The following is a 22913-nucleotide window of genomic DNA, read 5'->3' as shown; positions in this document are numbered from 1 at the left end:
GGTAATCATGACCGCAGAAGTCGTTCCGATCGTCACCCGAAGCGGCGAGGAGCACCGCGAGACCGGGCAGTCCGGGGGCGCCGTGCGCGTCTCGGGAGTGAGCATCCAGCACACGCCGGCCACGAAGCTGTGGTTCGGCCAGGTGAGCAACGAGCCCGGCTACCGCTCGCTGCCGCACCACCACGGCGAGGCCGAGACGGGCGGCTACGTGCTGCGCGGCACCGCCCGCATCTACTTCGGCGAGGGCTTCTCGGAGTGGCTCGACATGACCCAGGGCGACTGGGTCTTCGTGCCCCCGTTCATGCCGCACGTCGAAGCCAACATGAGCGTCGACGAAGAGCTGGTCTGGCTCACCACCCGCACGCCCGAAAACATCGTGGTGAACCTCGACGACGTCGACGACTCGACCCTCGAGGGCTTCCGCCGCGCATGACGACCAGCGCTCCGTTCCTCGCCGCCGTCGAGCTCACGGCCGAGCCCGATGACCGGTTCACCGCCCGCACGCAGTACTGCCCGTGGCCGAAGGCCTACGGCGGAGACATGGTGGCGCAGGCTCTCGCCTCGGCGATCGCGACCGCCGGGCCCGACCGCCGGGTCAACTCGATGCACGGCCATTTTCTGCGGCCCGTCGACGTCGACAGCGAGGTGGAGTACACGGTCGACCGGGTGCGCGACGGGCGCGGCTACTCGACCCGCACGGTGACCGGGCGCCAGAACGGAAAGACCGCGTTCCTCGCGACGGTCTCGTTCCAGGTGCCGGAGAACGGACCGGGTATCCAGATCGGCATGCCCGACGACGTGCCCGATCCGGAGTCCCTGCCCTCCTCGGCCGAGGTGCTCGCGGGCGTCGAGGGGGCCGCGGCCCGTTACTGGGCCGAGGGCCGCAGCTTCGACATGCGGCACGTGCCGTCGCCGGTCTATGTCGACGTCGAGGGCGCCGCCGTGGCGCACCAGGCCGTGTGGGTGAAGTCGTTCTCGCCGCTGCCCGACGACCTCGACCTGCATCGACTCGCCCTGGCGTACGTCTGCGACTACACGATCCTCGAGAGCGCCCTGCGATCGGTCTCCACGCCGTGGGCGGCCGCCGGGCTCTCCACCGCGAGCCTCGATCACGCGATGTGGTTCCACCGCGACGGCCGCGCCGACGAGTGGGTGCTCTACACGCAGCAGGCGCAGTCGATGCAGAGCAATCGCGCCCTGGTGTCGGGGTCGTTCTTCGACGCCCGAGGGCACCTGCTGGCCTCGGTGGCGCAAGAGGGCATGATCCGGCTTCCCCCCGGCGCGGCTGCCCACCCGGGCACCCCGGCCGACCCCAGCACTTCGACCGTCTCGACCGCCTCTGGAGGCACCACATGACCAAGCAGACGATCAACCCGCCGTCCCTGCCCAAACCGTCGGGCTACGCGCACGGCATCAAGGTCGGGTCGACCGTCTACCTCGGCGGGCAGACCGCCATGGGCGCCGACGGCACGATCGTCGAGGGTGGCATCGTGGAGCAGTTCCGCCAGGCCTTCTCGAACGTGCTGGCCACGCTCGAGCACGCCGGCGGATCGCCCGACGACCTGGTCGAGGTCACGATCTATCTCACCGACGTGCCCGACTACCAGGCGCACGGCCGTGAGATCGGCCGCATCTGGCGCGAGCTGGCGGGCTCGCATTACCCTGCCATGGCAGGCATCGGCATCACGGCGCTCTGGCAGCCCGAAGCGCTGATCGAGATCAAGGGCGTCGCGGTTCTGCCCTCCTGACCGGCCGGGCGTCGCCGCTCCCAGCGGGTCAGTCGGTGGCGGCGGTGGTGGTGGCCGCGGGCCACTGCGCGGCGGCGTACGCTAGCGCCCGACCCTCCAGCAGCGTCACCAGGCGCTCGAACAGCAGCCCGGCCGCCGGCGCCGGCCAGTCGGCGGCCAGCACCTCCCGCGGCAGACCGGGATCGCGGAACGGCAGCTTGCGCCACTCGTTGATCACCGTGATGTAGGCCACGAACGCCTGCTCGCCGTCGATGTCCCCGGAGCCGTCAGCGCCCGCTGAGCCGCTAGCGCCCCCTGAGCCATCAGCGCCCACCGCAGCCTCGATGCGGTCGGCCTCGCCGGCGTGGGCTTCGATGAACTCGCGATAGCGGCGGTCGATCTCGGCGAGGTCCCAGCCGCTCGAGAGCAGCGCATCGAGATCTTGACCGGCGACATAGTCGCCGACGAAGACGGCCGATTGCGCGGTGAGCTCGAGTTCGTCGATCGCGCGCTTGGCGGCGTCGAGCATGCGGGCCGGCGCGATCCACACGCCGGAGCCGATGTTGCCGAACCCGAGCGAGGCGAGGTGGGCACGCAGTTTGTGCCGCTTCGCCCGCGCCGACTCGGGCACCGAGAAGTTCACGATGCACCAGCCCTCGTCGAGGTCGGCCGCCTGACGGGCGTGCCAGACGATCTCGTCGCCGGCCGCCAGCGACTCGAGGGCGAGATCGGTGAGCAGGTAGCCTTTGGCGCGAGCCCGGGTCTCCGGCACCAGCCAGCCGCGCTGCTTGAGCCGGAAGATGGCGGTGCGCACGCTCGACTCGTCGAGACCGCAGCGGCCCATTAGGTCTACGGCGCCCGCGATCGGCATCCAGTTGCCCATCGTGCGCACGACCGAGCCGAGGAACCCGACGAGGATCGTGCGCGACATCCGCGCCCCCGCGCTGGCCGGCAGCCGCCCCGTCTCGCTCATCGAACCATCATGTCAGGCGCGGGGCGGGCCCTCGTGATCGAGGGCCCTCGCGTCAGCGGTTGAACAGGTCGCCGAGCCCCGGAATGCCGAACCGCTCGCCGAGCCCGCCGACCTGCTGGCCGAGGCCGGTCAGCTGCTCGCCGAAGCCGCCCACCTGCTCGCCGAGCCCGCCGAGGGCCTCGCCCGCTCCGCCGCTCAGGTCACCGAGACCCGCACCGAGTGCCTCCACGTCGATCGACGAGGCGAGGGCGTCGAAGTCGACACCGAGGTTCGCGGCCTCGGCCAGCAACGGTGCCGCCACCGAGCTGACGACGGCGCCGCCGGCCACCGCCGCGAGCACGCCGCCGGCCGCCAGGCCTGCCCCGGCAACAGCGCCACCGGCCGCGAGGCCCGCTCCGGCGCCGGCGCCGCGACCGGCTCCACCGCCGGCTCCACGACCCACCGGTGCGTGCGATCCCGCCCGAGCCAGCAGCCCGCGCAGGCGCCCCGGCCGGCCCATCTCGGCCCGGGTCGCGGTGCGCGCCAGATCGTCGACTCCGGCGGAGTGCGGCCGTTCGTGCTCGGGGAGCTCCTCGCGCATCCGTTGCTCCACCTGCTGGCGTTGTGCGGGGGTCAGCCGCGCGAACGCCTCGCGGTGCACGAGCTCGAGCTGGTGCGGGTCGGCGGTCTGCACGAGATAGTCGTAGCGCGCGATCGCGGCGCGGTCGGCCGCCGTCAGATCGGCACCGCTTCGGTCGGCACCGCGCTGGTCGGCACCGCGCTGGTCGGCACCACGCTGGTCGGCACCGCGCACCGGCGCACTGTAGCGGTCGGCCGCACGGGAGGTCGGATGCGCGCCGCCACCGCTCGCGCCGGCGCCGGACGCGTCGAGGGCCTTCTTCGCCAGGCCGAGAAGTCGGTTGATGGTGCTCACAGGGATCCTTTCGTCGAGGTGGTCTCCACGGGCTCGATCGCCCGCTTGCGTTCGTCTCCGCGGGTCTTCGCGAGGCTCGCGATCGTGGCCACGGCGATGGTCGCGCCGATGAAGGCGAGCGAGAACCAGATCGGGATCTCGGGCACCCAGAGCACCGGCTCGCCGCCATTCACGAACGGCAGCTCGTTCACGTGCAGCGCGTGGAACACGAGCTTCACGCCGATGAAGGCGAGGATCACGGCAAGGCCCTGCGACAGGTAGACCAGGCGTTCGAGCAGTCCACCGATCAAGAAGAACAGCTGCCGCAGCCCCATCAGCGCGAACGCGTTGGCCGTGAACACGATGTAGGCCTCGTTGGTGAGTCCGTAGATGGCGGGGATGGAGTCGACCGCGAAGACGAGGTCGATGAAGCCGATCGCGATGATGGTCAGCAGCATGGGCGTGACGAACCGCGTGCGGCCCTTCTTCACCGTCAGCTTGTCGCCGTGGTACTCGTCGGCCACCGGGAGGTGGCGCCGCACGAAGCCCATGAATCGCCCGTTCGCCGGGTCGGACTCATGGCTCGAGAACGCCTGTCGGTAGGCCAGGAAGAGCAGCAGTGCGCCGAACAGGTAGAAGATCCAGGAGAAGTTCTCGATCAGGGTCGAACCGGCGGCGATGAATCCGCCGCGCAGGATGAGCGCGATCACGATGCCGATCATCAGCACCTTCTGCTGGTAGATCTTCGGCACCGCGAAGCCCGTCATCACGAGCAGGAAGACGAACAGGTTGTCGATCGACAGCGCCTTCTCGGTGAGGTAGCCGGCGAAGTACTCGCCGCCGTAGGTCCACCCCGACACCACGCCGATACCCACGCCGAACAGCACCGCGAGCCCGATGTAGAACGCCGACCAGCGGGCCGACTCGGCGATCGTCGGCTCGTGCGGCTTCCGCACGTGGGCGAAGAACTCGTAGACGAAGAACAGGATCGTGACGGCGATGGTGACGATCCAGATCAGGGGTGTGACCTGCACGGGGGAACTCCAAAGGGCTCGGCGTAGCGAATGACGCCAAGGTCTCCTCCACCCGGCCGAAGCCGGACCGATGACCCGGGATGCTGCGGAGCATCCGTATTGACGAGCCGATCGCGGGTGGGAGTACTCCCCTTGATGGCTCTACTCTACAACACCCGCCGCGGCCGGCTTCCCAGCCTCAGCCCAGGCGCGGGTCGCCCTCGACGACCGGAGCCACGATGCCGGCGCTCAGATAGGCCACGAGATCGTCGATCAGCACGTCGACCTGCGCCGGCAGGTGCTCGCGTTTGCGCTGGGCCGACTGGTAGCGCGCCAGGGTGTGCACCGCGCTCGTGAGCGTGACCCACCATCTCTCGTCGAGAACCTTCTCGGGCACCTCGGGCACGATGCGGGTGAGAAGAGCGCGCAGTGTCACGACCGAGGCGCCCGCGTGCGTGCCCCGGTCTCCGAGCGCCTCGTAGCCGCCCTCTTCGGTGATGAAGCGCGAGAGGAATCCCAGATAGTGGTTGTCCTCCTGCAGGTGCATGGCCAGTGGGCGCACGAAGGCGCCGATGATGTCGGTCACGCCGGGCGGAGTGCCCGTGAACATGAGGTCGGCGACCATCGTGGCACGCCGCTCATCGCTCGCGCCGCCGCGGAACTCGACGATCTCCTGGATCAACTGCATGCGGTCACCGAAATGGTATTGCACCGCGGCGTGGTTGCGCTGACCGGCAGCCATGCCGATGTCCCGCAACGGCACGGCCTCGATGCCCCGTTCGGCGAAGAGCCGCTCCGCTTCACCGAGGATGCGTTGCCTCGTCGCCTCACCCCGGGCGTTGGGTCGCTCGCCGGGCACCCGGGTGACCGGGCGGCTGGGGGATGGCGCGGGCGGCGGGGTCATGAGTCATAACCTAATGGCTCCGCGCGGCCACGGCCCGTCAGCCCGAGGCCCCTCCGCGAGGATGACTCGCCGGAAAACCCACGAGTCCTGGGTCGAGCTGAAGCCCGAGCGAGTTGAAGGCGAGACAGTGCATGTCGTAGGTGGCCACCATGAAGACGAAATCGATCAACTGGGGCTTCGAGAAGTGCCGAGCCAGTTCGGCCCAGGTCGGGTCGGAGATCAGGCGGTCGCGCACGAGTTCGTCGATGGCCTCGATGGCCACGGCATCCGCGTCGGACCACTCCACCGGCTCCCCGTCGGAGAGCGCGTCGATCTCGGCGTCGGTCAGTCCGGCGCTCTTGCCGAGCCGCCGGTGCTGGGCCCACTCGTACTCCCCTCCGTCGAGCCAGGTGGTGCGGATGATCGCGATCTCGCGCACCCGGTCGGTGAGGCTCGAGTGCTTGAGGTAGCTCGAGAACGGCATCCACCCGGTGACGAACGGCGGATGGTTGGCGTAGATGCCGAGGATGTTCGAGCTCGGGCCGGGCGGCGTGCCGGGTTCCGGCCGCTTGGCGCCGATCACCGAGATGGCATCCCACATCTCGTCACTCCACTCCGCGGCGGGGATCGGCTGAATTCGGGCGTCGGTCACGTCTGGTCCTCTCATCGGGCTCGGTTCGTTCGGTCTGTCGGTCGGGCTCCCGAGCTCAGCCGATGAACGAGCCGCCGTTCACACTGATCGTCTGGCCGGTGACATACGAAGCGCCGTCGGAGACGAGGTAGGAGACCGCCGCGGCGATGTCTTCTCCCCGGCCCATCCGGCCCACCGGGATGTACTTCGCCATCGCCTCGGCCGACGGCATGGCGCCCGCCTCCTGCTTGCGCTGCACGCTGCGCGACTCCACCGACGACGGCACCACGCTGTTGACCGTGATGCCCACGCCGGCGAACTCGACGGCGAGCGCTTTGGTCATCGACAGCTGGCCGCCCTTCGAGGCGGCATAGTGCGCCATGCGAGGGGCTCCGCGCTGAGCACTCGACGACGAGATGAGCACGACCCTCCCCCAGCCGGCGTCGACAAGGTCGCCCAGCGCCGCCTGCACCGTGTTGAAGGTGCCGGTCAGGTTGATCGCGATCGTGGTGTCCCACTGCTCCTGAGTCATCTCGAGGAACGGATGCTGAGGGGCGATGGCCGCGTTGGCCACGATCACCGAGATCGGCCCCAGCTCGGAGCGCACGGCGGCGATCGCCGCGTCGACCTGGGCCCGGTCGCTGACGTCGGCGCGGTAGCCCCGCACCACCGCGCCATCCTCCGACAGCGTCGCGGCGGCCGTCTCCGCGCCGCCCTCACCGCTGCTGATCACGGCCACGCGGAAGCCGTCATCCGACAGGCGCTCGGCGATCGCATAACCGATGCCCGCCGATCCGCCCGTCACCAGGGCGACCCGCCCGTCGCCGCTCACAGCGACGCCTGACGTCGTGGTCGAGTAATATACGCCACAGCCATGGGGGGCGTCCTCGCTTCCTCATCGGTCACGGTGCGTGAGGAGCGTCGCGTGACAACGCGCAGTGCACTACCGTTTTCTAGAACGGAACAGGTGTTCTGTTACGTCGCGAATAAGAATGTCCGCACGGCTCGCGCTTGTCAAGGCGCCGTGCCCGCCGTCGAGAGGAAAGAGATACCCGATGAGCGAGACGAGAACGGATGCCGCCGACGACGTCGAGGCCGGACCGGATGCCATCGAGGCTCGGCGCCGCCAGCCCCTCGCGCGCGGCATCGAATTGCTCACCCTCATGGTGGACAGCGACCAGGACACGCACGGCGTGCGCGAACTGGCCGGCCGGCTGGGCATCAGCCCCAGCACCGTGCACCGGCTGATCACCGATCTCGAGAAGCTCGGGCTGGTCAGCCGCACGCCCGCGGGCGCCTACCGGCTGGGCCTGGAGTTCTTGCGACTGGCCTGGACGACCAGCAACCGGTTCCCGCTGCAGGAGCTGGCCTCCGACACCCTCGACGACCTCACCGAGCAGACCGGCGAGTCGTCGTTCTTCGGCGTCTACAACGAGCAGCGCCGGCAGATGATGTTCACGCTCACGGTGGAATCGCCCCATCCGCTCCGCTACACCCTGCCGGTGCGCGAGTGGCTGCCGTTGCACGCCGGAGCGAGTGGCATCGCCATCCTCGCGTTCGTGCCCGAGGCCGTGCAACAGGCGGTCATCACCGCCCCGCTCGCGGCTCAGACCGATCGCACCCTGGTCGACGCGGAGAGCCTGACGGCCCGCCTGGCGGCCGTGCGCGAGGAGGGATACGCCATCACGCACGGCGAGCGCATCGAAGGCGCGATCGCCATCGCCGCGCCGGTGTTCGGTCCGTCGGGCGTCGTCGGCGTCACCGGCGTCTCGCTTCCGGAGTCGCGCTTCAACGCCGCGCACTCGACCTCCCTCGCCACGCTCGTGCGCCAGTCGGCGGCACGGCTGTCGGGCTACATCAGCGGCACGAGGAACGGCGACAACGACGCGACCCACGCCTGATCCCGCCCGGCACCAGGCGTGTTGACAGTGATCCATGTCTCGGAACATACTGAGGTGTTGCGTTATAGCGCTCGCTCGTTCCGTTCAAAAGAACAGTGAGTTATAGCGTTCGCACACCTTGACGACGAAGTGAGGATTCGAACGATGAGCGGAGTCGACTCCCGGGGCCACGTGGTGGTGGTCGGAGCATCCCTGGCCGGCACCCGCACCGCGCTGGCCCTGCGCACGCTGGGCTACACCGCCCCCATCACGCTGATCGGCGCGGAAGACGAACTCCCCTACGACCGGCCACCGCTGTCGAAGGATCTGCTGAAGGGCGCCTGGAGCGACGAGGCGGTCGCCGCTCTTCGTCTGTCGTCGGCCGACGAGCTCGCCGAGCTCGACATCGACCTGCGTCTGGGGTCGGCCGCGGTCGCCCTCGACCCGGCCGGCAAGACGGTGAGCCTGGCCGACGGCACCACGGTCGTCTACGACACCCTGGTGATCGCGACCGGAGCCGTGGCCCGGCCGTCACCGTGGCAACCGGAATCCGGAGTCTACCAGCTCCGCACCCTCGCCGATTCCCGGGCCATCGCCGGCCGACTCGCCCTCGGTGAGCCGGTCGTGGTGGTGGGCGGGGGCTTCATCGGCACCGAGATCGCCGCGGCCGCGCGCAGCCACGGCTGCCCGGTGGTGGTGGTCGACCCGGTTCCCGAGCCGATGGCGCGCCTGGTCGGCCCCGAGATCGCCGACGTGCTCGTTGGCCTCCATCGGCGGAACGGCGCCGAGACCCGCTTCGGGGTCGGCGTGGCCGGCATCTCCGGCACCGCCGGCGACCTGACGATCACCCTCGCCGACGGCACCGAGCTCTCGGCCGGCACGGCGGTGGTGGGCATCGGATCGGTGCCCTGCGACGGCTGGCTGGCCGGCAGCGGCCTGGCCATCGACAACGGTGTGATCACCGACGGCTTCCTGCGCGCCGAAGGTGCGGACGACGTGTTCGCCATCGGCGACGTGGCGCGCTGGCCGCATCCGGGCCGGGGCGTCGACGTGCGCGCCGAGCACTGGACGAATGCCGGCGATCAGGCGCGCTACATCGCCGCGGCCATCTCCGGCGGCGGCGCGGACGCCCCCTATGCGCCCACCGACTACGTCTGGTCGGACCAGTACGACTGGAAGGTGAACTCCGTCGGCTGGCGCGACCCCGAGGGCGCCTCCTTCGTCGTCGGCGACCTGGCCGACGAGGGGCGGGTCGCCGTCATCCACGAGGATGCGCACGGCGTGGCCTGCGGTGCGGTCACGGTCAACTGGGTGAAAGCACTCAACCAGGCCCGTCGTCTGCTCGCCTCGGGTGGCCCTGCCGCAACCCTCGTCGATCAGCTCCGGCAGCTGGCATGACACTCATCGGCCCCGAGCGCTACGGAAGGAATCCTTCATGGTCTACGTCGTAACCGAAGCCTGCGTCGACGTGCAGGACAAGAGCTGCATCCCCGTCTGCCCGGCCGACTGCATCTTCGAGGGCGGCCGGATGACCTACATCAACCCGGATCTCTGCATCGACTGCGGAGCTTGCGTCGCGGCCTGCCCCGTCGACGCCATCTTCTACGACGCCGAGCTGCCGCCGGAACAAGAGAGCTTCATCGAGGTCAACGAGCAGTTCTTCGAGGAGGTCGACGCCCCCAAGAGTGGACGCAAGGCCGGCAAGATCGATCACGACGTGGCGGTCGTCGCCGCCCTGCCCGACCGGAGCGCCTGATGAGTGCTCTGCGCGTGGCCGTGGTCGGCTCCGGACCGTCGGGCGCCTATTGCGCCCAGCTCCTCACCGAGGAGGCCGGGTTCCCGGTCGAGGTCGACGTCTTCGAACGCCTGCCGGCTCCGTTCGGCCTCGTGCGCTACGGCGTGGCTCCCGATCATCCGCGCATCAAGTCGATCACCACGTCGTTCTCGGAGGTGTTCGAAGACAGTCCCGGCGTGCGGTTCCTCGGGAACGTCGAGGTGGGCCGTGACATCTCGCTCGAGGAGCTCCGCGAGCACTACCACGCCGTGGTGTTCGCGAGCGGCGCGCCCCTCGACCGCCGTCTCGGCGTGCCGGGCGAAGACCTCGACGGCGTGAGCGCCGTGCGCGAGTTCGTGTCGTGGTACCAGGGCCATCCCGATCTCGCTCCCGATGCCTTCACCCTCACGGGCGACCGGGCGATCGTGATCGGCGTCGGCAACGTGGCGCTCGACGCGGCGCGGATGCTGGTGCGGTCGACCGAGGAGCTGCGCCGCACCGACGTGCCCGAGCACATCGTCGACGCGTTCGCCGCGAGCACGATCCGCGAGGTCGTCGTCGTGGGCCGGCGCGGCCCGGCGTTCGCGAAGTTCACCAACAAGGAATTCATCGAGCTGCTCGAGGTCGAGACGGCCGACGTCATCGTCGACCCCGCCGACCTGCAGCTCGATCCGGTGCAGCAGGCTCACGCCGACGGCAGTCCGACGGCGCGCCGACTGCTCGCCAGCTTCCAGAAGGCCGCCGACCGCGCGCCCGAGGGACGCGACCGCACGATCCGCTTCGTGTTCGACCGGTCACCGGTGGAGTTCGTCGGAGATGCCGCGGTGTCGGCCGTGCGACTCGGCCGCACCAGCGACCCCGACGACGACGGGCCGCACGAGAGCGTCGAGGCCCAGCTCGTGCTGCGCTCGGTCGGCTACGCGGGCAAGGCGCTCGACGGCCTGCCGTTCGACGTGGTCACCGCGACCGTTCCTCATGTCGACTCGCGGGCCGTCGGCGTTCCGGGCGTCTACGTGGCCGGCTGGATCAAGCGCGGACCCACCGGCGTCGTGGGCACGAACCGGGGCTGCGCACTCGAAGCCGTCACATCGATCCTGGCCGACGCCGACGAGCTCCGGAGTGCCGGCACGGCGACATCCGCCACCGAGGTCGACGGCCTGCTCGACTCGCGCGGAGTGCGCGTGGTCGACTGGCTGTCCTGGCGGGCCATCGACGAGGCCGAGCGCGCCGCCGGCGAAGCCGTGGGCCGCGAACGGGTCAAGCTGCACGACCGCGACGAGCTCTTGCGCGCCGCCGGCCGCGCGGGCTGAGCGAGCAGCATGAGCACCTCCGTCGACGACCTGGTGGCCGCGGCCACCGCGGCAGCTGGCTCGGTCGTCGATCCGGAACTCCAGCGGTCGCTCGCCGAGCTCGACATGGTGCGCCAGGTGGAGGTGGCCGACGGCCGGGCCGTGATCGGCATCGCCCTGACCATCGTGGGCTGCCCCATGGCCGACCGCATCGAGCGCGAGGTGACGGCAGCGGCATCCGCCGTTCCCGGCATCGATCGGGTGCACGTCGAGCTCACCGTGATGTCGACGGGCGAACGCGAAGCGCTGCTCGCCCGGCTGCGATCGGGGCGCACCCGGTCGACCACGCCGTTCACACCCGGATCACTCACCCGGGTGATCGCCGTCACGAGCGGCAAAGGGGGAGTGGGCAAATCGACGGTCACCGCCAACCTCGCGGTGGCCACCGCCCGCCGCGGGCTGCGGGTGGGACTGGTCGACACCGACGTGCACGGGTTCTCGATTCCGGCGCTCCTCGGGCTCGTCGACGACAGCGGTTTCGCCGTGCGGCCGACCCGCATCGACGATCTCGTGCTGCCGCCGGTGGCCCACGGCGTGAAGGGCGTGTCGATCGGGATGTTCCTGCCCGAGGGGTCGGAGAACAGCGCGGTGTCGTGGCGCGGACCGCTCCTGCACCGCACGGTGGAGCAGTTCATCACCGAGGTCTACTTCGGCGACCTCGACGTGCTCTTCCTCGACCTGCCGCCCGGCACGGGAGACGTCGCCATCTCGGTCGGGCATCTGCTGCCGCACTCGGAGGTGCTCGTCGTGACGACGCCTCAGCGCGCGGCCTCGGGGGTCGCGGTGCGCAGCGGCCTGCTGGCCCGCACGCTCGAGCAGAAGGTGATCGGCATCGTCGAGACGATGGCGGCCGACAGTTCCGGGTTCGCACCGTTCGGCACGGGCGGCGGCGCAGCGGTGGCCGCACAGCTCTCGGCCGGCCACGACGAGGTGCCGTTGCTCGGGTCGATCCCGTTCAGCGTGCCGTTGCGCGAGGCCGGTGACGCCGGCCTGCCGATCGGCATCGCCGCGCCCTTCGATCCCGCGGCGCGCGCGTTCGACGACCTGGCACAACGCCTCACCACCCGGCCGCGAGGGCTGGCCGGCCGCCGGCTGTCGCTGTCGGTTCGCTGACCGGATGCCGCCGAGCCCATGGAATTGAGCAGCGCGGCTCGTCCTGTGCCCGCGCCGCCGTCGCGCACGCGGGTCGTGCTGCTGTTCGTCGCCCTCGGTTTCGTCACCCTGCTCGCGTCGCTGTCGCAGCACCTGTTCGTGCCGGCGCTGCCGCTCATGGTCGCCGAGCTCGATGCCGGATCATCGAGCTCGTGGGTCATCGTCGCGTTCATCCTGGCGTCGATTCCGATGATGCCGATCTTCGGAAAGCTGAGCGACGTCTTCGGGCGCCGGGCTCTGCTGCTCGTGGCGGTGGCGCTGTTCACCGCCGGGTCCCTGGTGGGCGCCTTCGCGCCCGACATGGGATGGCTCATCGTCGGCCGGGTGTTGCAGGGCGCCGGGAGCGGCGGCCTGGTCATCCTGCCTCAGGCGGCGATCGCCGACGTCGTGCCGGCCCGGCAACGCGGCCGCTATTCCGGCATCCTGAGCGCCGTGTTCGCCGCCTCGAGCGTGGCCGGACCGTTCGTCGGCGGGCTCCTGGCGCAGGGGCCCGGCTGGCGCTGGGGATTCTGGATCAACCTCCCCCTGGGCGTGCTCGCCGGCCTGGGGGTGCTCCTGCTGCTGCGCATCCCGCGGCCGGCATCGAGCCGACGCGTCGTCGTCGACATCGCCGGCATGGTGCTGATCTCGGTCATCACGGTGGCGCTCGCCCTCGTGACCACGTGGGGAGGCGTGGTGCATCCCTGGAACTCGCCGATCATCATCGGCATCGCCGCGGCCGGCCTGCTCGCCCTGATCGCGTTCCCTCTGGTGGAGCGGCGCGTTCCGAGCCCCGTGCTGCCGTTACTGCTCTTTCGCGACCGCACCTTCGTGGTCACCGGCCTCGCGTCGATGGGCATCGCCGTCGTGATGTTCAGCTTCTTGGGCTACCTGCCCACGTTCGTGCAGGCCCAGCTCGGAGCGAGTCCCTCGGCGGCCGGTCTCGCGATGATCCCGATGGCCATCGGCAGCCTGCTTGCCTCGACCGCGTCGGGCCAGATCGTGGCCCGCACGGGCCGCTACAAGCTCGTGCTGGTCATCAGTGCACTCGTGGTGGCCGTGGCGCCGGCCACCCTCGCCGCCCTGCCCGACGACCCGACGCTGACCACCGCGGCCGTGGCGGGCGGGGTGGTGGGCCTCGGACTCGGCGGATGCTTCAGCAACATCGTCATCGTGGTGCAGAACGCCTTCCCGCACGCGATCGTGGGCGTCGCGACGGCGGCCACCAGTCTGTTCCGGCAGGTGGGCGGCATGTTCGGCACCGCCCTCGTGGGGGCGCTGTTCCTGCAGGGGCTCTCGATGCAGTCGGCCTACCTGCTGATGGTGCCGGTCGCGCTCGCGGCGGCGGCGGCGCTGCTGCTCGTGCCCGCGGTGCCGCTCGGCGAGACCATCGAACCGTTGGCGCCCGAGCCCGTCTCGCCCGAGCCGGTTCCGCCCGAGCGCGCCCCGGTGCGGTGACCAGGAGTCAGGCGCGGGGCAGCTCGGACACGTAGTCGGCGTCGTGCTCGATCTTGCCCATCTTGCGCCCGCCCTTCACGGGGCCGAGAGCCTCGAAGAATTGAGCATTGATGTCTAAAAAGATCTCGTCTTCGCCCTCGACCTCTTCGTCGAAGCGGATCGCCTCGGTGGGGCACACGGGCTCGCACGCTCCGCAGTTGATGCACTGCTCCGGGTTGATGTACATCATCCGCTCGCCCTCGTAGAGGCAGTCAGCGGGGCAGACTTGGATGCAGCTGCGATCCTTGACGTCGATACACGCCTGGGTGACGACAAAAGCCATGTTTTTCTCTCCCGAACATCTTCGTGCGATGGAAATTGGTGCCTAGGTCTCGTCAAGTGCGCGGTGCGCGGCTAAACTGATTACTAAGCCATGTGGCCCAAAAACCTTACCACGACGTGGGTTGTTTCCCACCAGAGGGAGAGCCTTCAATGCTGAAGACAGACTTCGACGACGCCCGCACCGAGCCCTATGGGCCGCCCGAGCAGCACCGCGAACTGCAGTCGACCAATCCGGTCGCCCTGCTCGACTGGGCGGGCCGGGGGCGGGGCGTCTGGGCCATCACGAAGTACGACGACGTGCGGGCCGTGCTGAGCGACTTCCGCTTCAGCTCCGACCGCTCCAAGCCCGATCATCCGGCTCATGCCGCCTACTCCCCCGGCACCATCCAGGGGCAGATCATCGCGATGGACCCGCCTCGCCACAGCCTCATCCGCGGCCGGGTGATGGGCGAGTTCACGGTGAAGAAGGTGGCCGCGCTACGCCCGCGCATCGAGCAGATCGTCGACGAGGCGATCGACGCCATGCTGGCCGGCCCTCACGAGGGCGACCTGGTCGAGGCGCTCGCGCTGCCCCTGCCGTCGATGGTGATCGGCGAGCTGCTCGGCGTGCCCTACGAAGACCACCACTTCTTCCAGACCAACAGCGCCATCTACACCGATCAGCGAGCCACTCCCGAAGAACGCACGGCGGCCACGGCCGCCATCCGGGAGTACATCGCCACGCTGGTCGATGCCCGGCTCGACACCCCCGGTGTCGACATCCTGAGCCGTCAGCTCGCCGCCGGCGCCACCCGCGACGAGGCGATCGGCCTCGGGTTCCTGCTGCTGATCGCGGGCCACGAGACCACCAGCAACATGATCTCGCTCGCCGTGATGACCCTGCTCGACCAGCCCGAACTGCTGCAGCAGCTGCGCGACGACCCGGCCATCCTGCCGAAGGCGGTCGAGGAGCTGCTGCGCTACTTCACGATCGCCGAGGTGGGCGGCCTGCGTCTGGCCACCGAAGACCTCGACGTGCACGGGGTCACCATCCCCGCCGGCTCCACCGTGTGGGCGCTCACCAACACGGCCAACCGCGATCCCGAGGTGTTCCCCGAGCCCGACCGCATCGACTTCAGCCGCGGGGCGCGCAACCACGTCGCCTTCGGCTTCGGGCCGCACCAGTGCCTGGGCCAGAACGTGGCGCGGCTCGAGCTGGAGGTGGTGCTGCAGCGCATCATCGACCGGCTGCCGAACCTGAGGCTCACCGTCCCCGTGTCGCAACTGCGCTTCAAGGAGCACGGCAACTTCGGCCTCTACGAACTCCCCCTGGCGTGGTGAGCATGAAGATCATCGCCAGCCGCACGGTCTGCATCGGGGCGGGCCAGTGCGTCTTCTCCGCTCCCGAGTCATTCGATCAAGACGACGACGGCAAAGTCGTGGTGCTCGACGATTCACCCGAGCCCGGCGCCGCGCTCGCCGCGGTGCGGGAGGCCGTGGAGGTCTGCCCGAGCCGCGCGCTGTCACTCGTGGCGGACTGAGATCCCGCGGGGCACCGAGATCGTCAGCGGGGCGAGCTCGGTGCCGGCGGGGTAGACGCCACCGAACAACTCCACCGCCGTCTCGAGCAGCTCGGCCGGCACGCCCGCCCAGGCCAGGCCCTCGGCCGTCTGCACCGCGTCGACAGGCGGGGTCGCCGCAACGGGGATGATCGTGCCGTGGTCGTCGGTGCGCGCGAGCACGATGCCGCCGACCGCGCCGAGCACGAACTCCGGCTCCGCGATGCGGATGTCGAGCAACCCGTTGTGCGCCGTCAGGCGCACCGCACCACCGCACGACACCGCCCACTCGCCGTCGCCGCGCACCACCTCGCGCACCGGGAACGCGAACACGCCGTCATCGTCGACGGTCGCACCGCCGTCGACCGTGATGGTGCCGCGCGAGATCACGGTCACGTAGCGCTGCAGCGACTCGCGCACCGCCCAGCGGAGGAAACCCCCGGTCTCGTCCGACGCCATCGCGCTATCCCGGTTGGCCGACGCCCGCGGGCGCCGACGAGCGAGCGGGCGTCGACGTTCCGGCCGCCGCGACCACGCGATCGACGATCAGCGCGTCGACGTCGCTCGGGCTGAGCCCGAGATCGTGAACCAGGATGTCGACGGTGTGCTCACCGAGCAGCGGCGGATAGTGCGACTCCACCTCCGCGGTCGCGACGAAGCGGATGGGCGTCGCCACGTTCTCGAACTCGGCTCCGCCGGCGCCGCCGTTCCCGACGGTGATGATCGACCCGTCGTCCGCGGCGCGGGCATCGGTGAGCGCCTCGAGCACGTCTTTCACCGGGGCCACCGGCACCTGGACGGCCGAGAGACGTCTGACCCAGTCCGCGGCACTGGACTCGGCGAACCGGCCCTCGAGCAGCTCCCAGAGCGCTTCGCGATTGTGCAAGCGGCTCGCGGCATCCACGAACCGTTCATCGGTGATGAGGTCATCGAGCCCGAGCGTGCGGCACAGGGCCTGCCACATGCGCGGCGTGTTCGCCGTCACCACGAATTCGCGCCCGTCCGCCCCCTGGAAGGATCGGTAGGTGGCGATCGAGTCGTGCCCGGCGCCTTGCGGGCCCGGAGCGACCTGGTTGATGAACGTGTAGAGCGCCTGATACGAGAGCATCGCCAGCTGGCCGCCGAGCATCGAGACGTCGACGATGCGGCCGCGGCCCGTCTCGGAGCGGGCCCTGAGCGCCGACACCACTCCGATCACGGCGTAGAGTCCCGCGACCACGTCGCCGGCCGGGATGCCGAGTCGCGCTGCCGGCGCACCCGGATGCCCGGTGAGGCTCATCACACCGCTCAGCGCTTGCACCACCATGTCGTAGGCCGGCTTCTCCCGAAGCGGCCCCTGCTGGCCGAACCCGCTGATCGAGGCCCAGACTAGGGCCGGATGCTCGGCCGTGACGGCCTCAGGGTCGATGCCCAAGCGTGCGCAGACACCGGGGCGGAAGTTCTCGATCACGACGTCGGCGCCGGCGATCAGGCGCTTCATGATGTCGAGTCCCTGGGCCGACTTGAGGTCGATGGCGATGCTGCGCTTGTTGCGGTTGTTCGCCAGGAAGTAGGCGCTCTGACCCGCGACCTCGGGGCCGGCGATCGCGCGGCTCGAGTCGCCGTCGAGCGATTCCACCTTGATGACCTCGGCGCCGAGATCGCCGAGCAGCTGAGTGGCCGACGGGCCCGAGAGGAACGTCGTGAGGTCGACGATCCGCACCCCCTCCAGCGGCGGCCGCTCCGGGCCGGTCATGCCGCCTCGAAGATGTGGATGGTGCAGGCGCCGTGGTCGAGGCCGGCGGTGCCGCCCCCGGTGACGTGGGTGAGCGCCCAGCGGGCGTTCTCGATCTGGCGCGCACCGGCCTCGCCCGTGAGCTGCCAGAACGCCTCGGCCGCCTGGGCCACCCCGCTCGCTCCCACCGGATGCCCCTTGGCGAGGAGCCCACCGCTGGGGTTGACGACGACGTCGCCCCCGAACGTGGTGCGGCCGTCACGCAGCAGGTCGACGGCGTGACCGTGCTCGGCGAGACCGAGGGCTTCGTAGTAGACCAGTTCGGCGATCGAGAAGGCGTCGTGGCACTCGATCATGTCGAGGTCCTTGGGCTCGATGCCGGCCTCCGCGTAGGCGTCGCGCGCCGAGTCGTAGGTGATCTCGGGTTTCGTCATGTCGCGGAAGCCCTCCTCGACGTGCCCCGAGTGCAGAACGGATGCCGCCACCCGCATGGCGCTCGTCGCGCCGAGCTTGTGGCGCGCCCGCTCGGAGACGAGGATCACGACCGCCGCGCCGTCGCCGGTCGGGCAGCACATGAGCAGCGTGAGCGGGTCGGCCACCGCACGGGAATTCAGCACTTCGTCGAGAGTGACTTCCGTGCGGAACTGCGCGAAGGGGTTGAGCGCCCCATGGCGCCGCGCTTTGACGCTCACCAGGGCGAGGTCTTCGGACGTCGCCTCGAAGTCGTGCAGGTAGCGGGTGGCGCGCATCGCGTAAACCGCCGGCATGATGATGCCCTGCTTCACCTCACGGTCTTCGGGCGAGAGCGGCAGAGCCCCGCCGCCGAACTGGGTGAGCTTCTCGACGCCGATCACCACGGCCACATCGATCAAGCCCTCCGCGATCGCGGTCGTCGCCTCGTGGATGGCGGTCGCACCGCTCGAGCACGCGTTGTCGACGTTCACGGTCGGCACGGTGCCGAGACCGATCTCCTTGCAGATGCGCTGACCGGTCATCATGCCGCCGTAGGAGTGGCCCACGTAGACCGCATCCACGTCGCTCTTCTCGATGCCGGCGCCCTTCATCGCGTCGATCAGGGGCGGAACGGCGAGCCCCACATAGGAGGAACTGCGGTGCTTGCCGAAGGGGATCATCGCGGCTGCGATGACGAACACATCTGTGGACATGGGGCTTCTCTCTGTCACACGCCGGATGCCGGCGCGAAAAACCAGTCGTCGCCGTCGACGCCGAGTTCGACCCGCATGCCCGGAACCAAGGGCGAGGTCTCACGCAGATCGGTGAGCGTGCGCACGCCGACCCCGTCGAGGTCGACGTAGCCGAGCGGCCGGATGTCGCCGCCGCGGCCGTGCAGCCGGGTGAACGAATACAACTCGCCGGTGGTCGGCAGGGCGAGCGCCGACACCTCGCGGCTCACGCACGAACTGCAGACCACCCGGCTGCCGATCATGGTGACGCCGCAGACGTCGCAGCGGGTGCCGACCAGGCGGGGCCCCTCGGGGAACGCGGCGAGCGGGCTGTCGCTGTCGAGGTCGGGAACGGGCTCCGACACCAGAGCTTCGGTCGTGGTGGTCATGCGGATTCTCCTTGGCCGGCCGCAGCCCGGGCGATCGCGCGGGTCGGGCAGACGTCGATCGCCATCTGCACTTTGTCGTCGGGGTCGCCGTGCTCGTCGGTGACGTAGGCGATGCTCAGGTCGTCGAGGTCGAAGGTGTTCGGCGCATAGAACGTGCACTGGCCCGAGCCCATGCAGCGGTCGCCGTCGACCGTGAGGTGCTCGGCCATCACGGCTCCGCCGGGGTGTACTTCAGGTACAGGTGGGTGTGACCGCGGAACTTGTAGCTGCGCATGAGGTCCCACTCGCGCGCCCCGGCCGGGCCATGGTGCTCCTCGTCGATCGTGATGCTCGAGGTGCGCTCCAGGATGCGCCGGATCGAGAACACGGCCTCGGCGCGGGCCAGCGGTGCACCGGGGCAGGTGTGGATGCCGCGGCCGAAGGCGAGGTGCTGACGGGCGTTCGCGCGCTTCACGTCGAACTCCCCGGGGTTCTCGAAGAGCCGGGTGTCGCGGCCGGCCGCGCCGTGCAGCAGCATCACGTTGGTTCCGGGGGCGAGCTGCAGCCCGCCGAGCTCGGTCGCCCGCTTCACCAGCCGGAACGAGCCCTTGATCGGCGCCTCGATGCGCAGCGTCTCCTCGATGAAGGCCGAGATGAGGTTCGGCTGTTCGCGCAACAGCTGCTGCAGCTCCTGGTCGTCGGCGATGCGCTGCAGCGTGATGCCGAGCAGTTGCACCGTGGTCTCCTGCCCGGCGGCGAAGAGGTTCGAGGCGATGCGGGCCACCTCGATCGGCTCGGGCAGCGAGCCGTCGGGGAAGGTCGCGAGCGCCATGCCGGTCAGGATGTCGTCCTGCGGGTTCGCTCGGCGCTCGACGATCTTCGCCACGAAGTAGTCGTAGAGCCGCTCGAGGCCGTTGTGATGCGCCTTCTGCAGCTCGAGGTTGCCGAGCACCGGGCCCTGGCCCGATGCGAGCAGCTCGAGCAGCATCGGGTGGTCCTCCACCGGCACACCCAGCAGGTCGGCGACGGCGAGCACCGTGTATTTCTTGGCGTAGTCCCAGATGAAGTCGCAGTGCGCGAGCGGCAGCAGCTCGTCGAGATAGCGGTCGGCCAGGTCTTTCAGGAACTGCTCGTTCTCTTTCAGCCGCTTCGGCGTGATCAGCCCCATCAGGATGGAGCGGTGGTCGGTGTGCATCGGCGGGTCGAAGGTGACCAGCTGATCATTCGACGCGAAGTGCTCGCGGTGCTGCTCGAGGATATCGGTGAGATCGTCGCCGACGAGCTCGACCGGGATGTCGATGATCGGGCCACCGGTGCGGTTGATCGAGGAGTAGACCTCGGGCTGGTGGTAGACCTGCAGCGCCTCCTCGTAGCCGGTGATGATGACGACCCCGTACTTCGGCTCGCGGAAGACCGGAGCGGTGGCCAGCAGGTGGTCGAAGTAGGGCTCGGCCTCGGCCGCGACATCCGGATCGGTGAAGAAGTCGACCGTGGTCGGGTCGATGTCGATGGTGCTCATCGGGCGCCGCCGTTCTGCTCGCGGAAGCGGGTGGGGGTGTCGTTGAAGAGCACGGTCTTCGGCTCGACGTAGGGGCCCACGCCACGGGCACCGCCTTCGCGGCCATAGCCCGACTGCTTCACACCCCCGAAGCCCACCTGGCTGTCGGTCTTGAAGCCGTTGTGTCCGACGGTGCCGGCGCGCAACCGGCGGGCGACGTGCCACGCCCGGTCGACGTCGTTGGTGAAGACGGCGGAATTGAGGCCGAAGACCGTGCCGTTCGCGAGCTCGATCGCGTGCTCCTCGCTATCGGCCGGGATGATCGACACCACCGGGCCGAAGATCTCCTCCTGCGCGATGGTCGAGGCGTTGTCGACGTTGGCGAACACGGTGGGCTCGACGTAGTAGCCGCGGTCGAGATGGTCGGGCACTCCGCCCCCCGAGACGAGGGTCGCGCCGTCGGCGACGCCCTTCTTGATGTACTCCTGCACGCGGTCGCGTTGCCGACTCATGGCGAGCGGACCCATCTGCGAGTCGGGATCGAACGGGTCGCCCACGCGCACTGCACCGAAGGCCGACCCGAGGGCGTCGGCGAACTCGTCGTGGCGGTGCTTCAGCACGATCACCCGGGTCAGCGACGAGCAGTTCTGACCGGTGAGCGAGATCTCCTGACCCGTGATCGCCGCGGCTGCCGCAGCGATGTCGTAGTCGTCGAGCACCACCGCGGCGGACTTGCCGCCGAGTTCGAGCGTGTAGCGGGCGAGCCGCTCACCGCAGATGCTGGCGATCCGCGTGCCGACGGCACTCGACCCCGTGAAGGCGATCTTGTCGACACGGGCATCGCGCACGAGCTGTTCCGAGACCTCGCGCCCCGCGGTCACCACGTTGAGCACGCCCGGCGGCAGGCCGATCTCGGCAGCCACCTCGGCGAGCACGAGCAGTTCGCCGGGGGCCTCCGGGGGCAGCTTCAGCACCACGGTGCATCCGGAGATCAGCGCGGGCCCGAGTTTGTGCCCGGCCAGCGAGAGCGGCGTGTTCCACGGAACGATCGCGCCCACGACACCGATCGGCTCGGCCACGACGGCCGCGAACGAGGCCATCTGCGATTGCTCGGGAACGATCCAGGGGTAGGTGTCGGCCAGATCGGCGTAGGCCTCGAACGCGGCCGGCACCCGGCTGATCGACATCGACGACATGGCGAACAGCGGTCCGGCCTGCCGGGTCCAGTAGGTGGCGGCCTCGTCCGACCGCTCGCGCAGCCCGGCGGCGAGGCGGCGCAGGTAGACGGCTCGCTCGGCCGGCTCGAGAAGCGGCCAGTCGGTGTGGTCGAAGGCGTAGCGTGCGGCCGTGATGGCGGCATCCATGTCGGCCGGCCCGGCTTCCGCCACCCGGTAGAACGGCTGCTCGGTCGCGGAGTCGATGATGTCGAACCCGGATCCGCTCGTCGGCAGCACCCAGTCGCCACCGATGAAGAGGCGGTCGGCGTGCTGGAGTTTGACCGGGGTGTCGCGGATGGTGAGAACGTCAGTCACAGGATGGACCTTTCGTGTCGGTCGGAGGGTGTCGGGAAGAACCGCGGATGCGCGCCGCGGCTACGCGGGCTGGGCCGAGAGGGCGTCGCGCATGGTCCAGCGCAACCGGTCGGGTTTCAGCCCGGCGAGCTCGAGGGAGTTCATGCCGAAGTCGACCGAGAGATGGGCTCCCGACACGTAACCGGCCAGGTCGCTGCCGAGGAACGTGAGCACGCGCGCCATGTCGACGGCCTCGGCCAGCCGGCCGGCCGGGCCGATGCTCGACTCTTCGAGCTTGTCCATGCCGCCACGCATCTCGGCGAAGTCGCCGATCATGCCCGAGACCGTCATGGCCGGGAGCACGGCGTTGATGCGGATCTTGCGCAGGCCGGCGAGCGGCCCGGCCTGCTCCGCCACCAGCAGGTTGAGGGCGCGCTTCGAGAGGATGTAGCCGCGGAAGCCCGGCAGCTCTCCTCCGAACTCCGCATTGAAGTCCTCGGTCACGCCCACGAGCTCCGCCCAGCCGACGGTCTGGGTGAACGGCACGAGCTCTTCGCGCAGCCCGGGCAGCTCCCAGCGCAGCCCCCCGTTCGAGGTCACGAACGTGATCGAACCGCCCTCGGCCAGGCGATCGCCGAGGTAGGTGTCGGTGATGTACTTGTTGGCGATGTAGTTGACCGTCATGGTCTCGAGGAAGGTGTTGTGCACCCCGGCGACGCCGGCCACCCCGAAGAAGGCGCCGATGGTGTCGGGGAGCCCGGCGAAGACCTCGTCGATCGAGTCCTTGTCTCCGAGGTTCGCCACGATGGAGCGGGTGACGCCGGGGATGGGCGATTCGACGCGGTCGATCGCGTAGACCTTGGCACCGAAATCGACGAGGATCTCGGTGAGGGCCCTGCCCATGCCCGACGCGGCGCCGGTGACGACGCAGACCTTGTCTGCGTATCCGAGGTAGTCCGACATGAAAAGACTTCCTTGTCTTGAGGTGAATGTCTGATTGTGGATGTCCGTTGAGGATGTCCGGTTTCTGGTGTCTGCTGTTTCTTTCAAGCGAACAGCGAGTCGCTT

26 protein-coding genes are annotated in these 22913 nt (G+C 69.6%); 11 read left to right on the top strand and 15 right to left on the bottom strand.

Annotated elements, in window-relative coordinates; all coding sequences use genetic code 11:
- Positions 1–7: 7 nt before the first annotated feature.
- Genes N1032_RS20325 through N1032_RS20315 form a run of 3 tightly spaced genes read left to right on the top strand, consistent with a single transcriptional unit; the run spans position 8 to position 1748 of the window.
- Complete coding sequence (locus N1032_RS20325) at positions 8–433, top strand: cupin domain-containing protein (protein ID WP_259541836.1); 426 nt, start codon at positions 8–10, stop codon at positions 431–433.
- Positions 430–1356: an acyl-CoA thioesterase gene (locus N1032_RS20320; protein ID WP_259541828.1), complete on the top strand. Its 927-nt coding sequence runs from the start codon at positions 430–432 to the stop codon at positions 1354–1356. The genes N1032_RS20325 and N1032_RS20320 overlap by 4 nt, the downstream gene beginning before the upstream one ends.
- On the top strand, positions 1353–1748 hold the full coding sequence (locus N1032_RS20315) for a RidA family protein (RefSeq protein ID WP_259541826.1): 396 nt from the start codon (positions 1353–1355) through the stop codon (positions 1746–1748). Before N1032_RS20320 ends, N1032_RS20315 begins: the two co-directional genes overlap by 4 nt.
- A gap of 28 nt (positions 1749–1776) precedes the next feature.
- Here the strand turns inward: N1032_RS20315 and N1032_RS20310 are convergent, their stop codons facing one another.
- The 6 genes from N1032_RS20310 to N1032_RS20285 all read right to left on the bottom strand — a co-directional run bounded on the left by N1032_RS20310 (position 1777) and on the right by N1032_RS20285 (position 6951).
- Positions 1777–2700: a PaaX family transcriptional regulator gene (locus N1032_RS20310; RefSeq protein ID WP_259541819.1), complete on the bottom strand. Its 924-nt coding sequence runs from the start codon at positions 2698–2700 to the stop codon at positions 1777–1779.
- A gap of 52 nt (positions 2701–2752) precedes the next feature.
- Positions 2753–3613, bottom strand: coding sequence for a hypothetical protein (locus N1032_RS20305; RefSeq protein ID WP_259541817.1), 861 nt, complete (start codon positions 3611–3613; stop codon positions 2753–2755).
- Positions 3610–4626, bottom strand: a complete 1017-nt coding sequence (locus N1032_RS20300) for a TerC family protein (protein ID WP_259541815.1) — start codon at positions 4624–4626, stop codon at positions 3610–3612. The genes N1032_RS20305 and N1032_RS20300 overlap by 4 nt, the downstream gene beginning before the upstream one ends.
- A gap of 178 nt (positions 4627–4804) precedes the next feature.
- Positions 4805–5509, bottom strand: coding sequence for a TetR/AcrR family transcriptional regulator (locus N1032_RS20295; protein ID WP_259541814.1), 705 nt, complete (start codon positions 5507–5509; stop codon positions 4805–4807).
- Positions 5510–5546: 37 nt separating this feature from the next.
- The gene (locus tag N1032_RS20290) at positions 5547–6140 is read right to left on the bottom strand and encodes a carboxymuconolactone decarboxylase family protein (RefSeq protein ID WP_259541812.1); all 594 of its coding nucleotides are present in this window, start codon (positions 6138–6140) and stop codon (positions 5547–5549) included.
- A gap of 55 nt (positions 6141–6195) precedes the next feature.
- The gene (locus tag N1032_RS20285; protein WP_259541810.1) at positions 6196–6951 is read right to left on the bottom strand and encodes an SDR family oxidoreductase; all 756 of its coding nucleotides are present in this window, start codon (positions 6949–6951) and stop codon (positions 6196–6198) included.
- A 223-nt stretch (positions 6952–7174) separates the two neighbouring features.
- Here N1032_RS20285 and N1032_RS20280 point away from each other — a divergent pair, with 223 nt between their 5' ends.
- The 6 genes from N1032_RS20280 (at position 7175) to N1032_RS20255 (ending at position 13711) form a co-directional block, all read left to right on the top strand.
- Positions 7175–8020, top strand: coding sequence for an IclR family transcriptional regulator (locus tag N1032_RS20280; RefSeq protein ID WP_259541808.1), 846 nt, complete (start codon positions 7175–7177; stop codon positions 8018–8020).
- A gap of 144 nt (positions 8021–8164) precedes the next feature.
- Positions 8165–9397 (top strand): NAD(P)/FAD-dependent oxidoreductase, encoded by a 1233-nt coding sequence (locus N1032_RS20275; RefSeq protein ID WP_259541806.1) that lies wholly within the window; start codon positions 8165–8167, stop codon positions 9395–9397.
- Between the two features lie 37 nt (positions 9398–9434).
- Entirely contained in the window at positions 9435–9755 is a 321-nt protein-coding gene (gene fdxA / locus N1032_RS20270; RefSeq protein ID WP_259541804.1) for a ferredoxin, read from the top strand.
- Entirely contained in the window at positions 9755–11083 is a 1329-nt protein-coding gene (locus tag N1032_RS20265) for an FAD-dependent oxidoreductase (protein WP_259541802.1), read from the top strand. Before fdxA (N1032_RS20270) ends, N1032_RS20265 begins: the two co-directional genes overlap by 1 nt.
- Positions 11084–11092: 9 nt before the next feature.
- Entirely contained in the window at positions 11093–12235 is a 1143-nt protein-coding gene (locus N1032_RS20260; RefSeq protein WP_259541801.1) for an Mrp/NBP35 family ATP-binding protein, read from the top strand.
- 18 nt (positions 12236–12253) lie between these two features.
- A complete protein-coding gene (locus N1032_RS20255; protein WP_259541800.1) occupies positions 12254–13711 on the top strand; it encodes an MFS transporter in 1458 nt (485 codons plus the stop codon).
- Positions 13712–13718: 7 nt separating this feature from the next.
- On the opposite strand, the gene fdxA (N1032_RS20250) is transcribed toward N1032_RS20255, so the two are convergent.
- Positions 13719–14033: a ferredoxin gene (fdxA, locus tag N1032_RS20250; protein WP_259541799.1), complete on the bottom strand. Its 315-nt coding sequence runs from the start codon at positions 14031–14033 to the stop codon at positions 13719–13721.
- A gap of 149 nt (positions 14034–14182) precedes the next feature.
- Here fdxA (N1032_RS20250) and N1032_RS20245 point away from each other — a divergent pair, with 149 nt between their 5' ends.
- Both N1032_RS20245 and N1032_RS20240 read left to right on the top strand, forming a co-directional pair.
- Positions 14183–15352, top strand: coding sequence for a cytochrome P450 (locus N1032_RS20245; protein WP_259541797.1), 1170 nt, complete (start codon positions 14183–14185; stop codon positions 15350–15352).
- A gap of 2 nt (positions 15353–15354) precedes the next feature.
- The gene (locus N1032_RS20240; RefSeq protein WP_259541792.1) at positions 15355–15552 is read left to right on the top strand and encodes a ferredoxin; all 198 of its coding nucleotides are present in this window, start codon (positions 15355–15357) and stop codon (positions 15550–15552) included.
- Here N1032_RS20240 and N1032_RS20235 read toward each other — a convergent pair.
- The 8 genes from N1032_RS20235 to N1032_RS20200 are packed head-to-tail and all read right to left on the bottom strand — an operon-like array spanning position 15535 to position 22808.
- A complete protein-coding gene (locus N1032_RS20235; RefSeq protein ID WP_259541790.1) occupies positions 15535–16029 on the bottom strand; it encodes an HtaA domain-containing protein in 495 nt (164 codons plus the stop codon). The two genes, N1032_RS20240 and N1032_RS20235, sit on opposite strands and share 18 nt — an antisense overlap.
- Positions 16030–16033: 4 nt before the next feature.
- Positions 16034–17305, bottom strand: a complete 1272-nt coding sequence (locus N1032_RS20230) for a CaiB/BaiF CoA transferase family protein (protein WP_259541788.1) — start codon at positions 17303–17305, stop codon at positions 16034–16036.
- Positions 17302–18450, bottom strand: coding sequence for a thiolase family protein (locus tag N1032_RS20225; protein ID WP_259541786.1), 1149 nt, complete (start codon positions 18448–18450; stop codon positions 17302–17304). The genes N1032_RS20230 and N1032_RS20225 overlap by 4 nt, the downstream gene beginning before the upstream one ends.
- A gap of 14 nt (positions 18451–18464) precedes the next feature.
- Positions 18465–18857 (bottom strand): Zn-ribbon domain-containing OB-fold protein, encoded by a 393-nt coding sequence (locus N1032_RS20220; RefSeq protein ID WP_259541784.1) that lies wholly within the window; start codon positions 18855–18857, stop codon positions 18465–18467.
- Positions 18854–19066, bottom strand: a complete 213-nt coding sequence (locus N1032_RS20215; RefSeq protein WP_259541774.1) for a ferredoxin — start codon at positions 19064–19066, stop codon at positions 18854–18856. The genes N1032_RS20220 and N1032_RS20215 overlap by 4 nt, the downstream gene beginning before the upstream one ends.
- A complete protein-coding gene (locus tag N1032_RS20210) occupies positions 19066–20355 on the bottom strand; it encodes a cytochrome P450 (protein WP_259541772.1) in 1290 nt (429 codons plus the stop codon). The genes N1032_RS20215 and N1032_RS20210 overlap by 1 nt, the downstream gene beginning before the upstream one ends.
- A complete protein-coding gene (locus N1032_RS20205) occupies positions 20352–21866 on the bottom strand; it encodes an aldehyde dehydrogenase (protein WP_259541771.1) in 1515 nt (504 codons plus the stop codon). The genes N1032_RS20210 and N1032_RS20205 overlap by 4 nt, the downstream gene beginning before the upstream one ends.
- 60 nt (positions 21867–21926) lie before the next feature.
- Complete coding sequence (locus N1032_RS20200; RefSeq protein ID WP_259541769.1) at positions 21927–22808, bottom strand: SDR family oxidoreductase; 882 nt, start codon at positions 22806–22808, stop codon at positions 21927–21929.
- Between the last annotated feature and the right edge of the window lie 105 nt (positions 22809–22913).

The sequence above is a fragment of the Herbiconiux daphne genome, assembly GCF_024979295.1.
GTDB lineage: Bacteria > Actinomycetota > Actinomycetes > Actinomycetales > Microbacteriaceae > Herbiconiux > Herbiconiux daphnes.
This window is presented reverse-complemented; position numbering and strand designations above follow the sequence as displayed.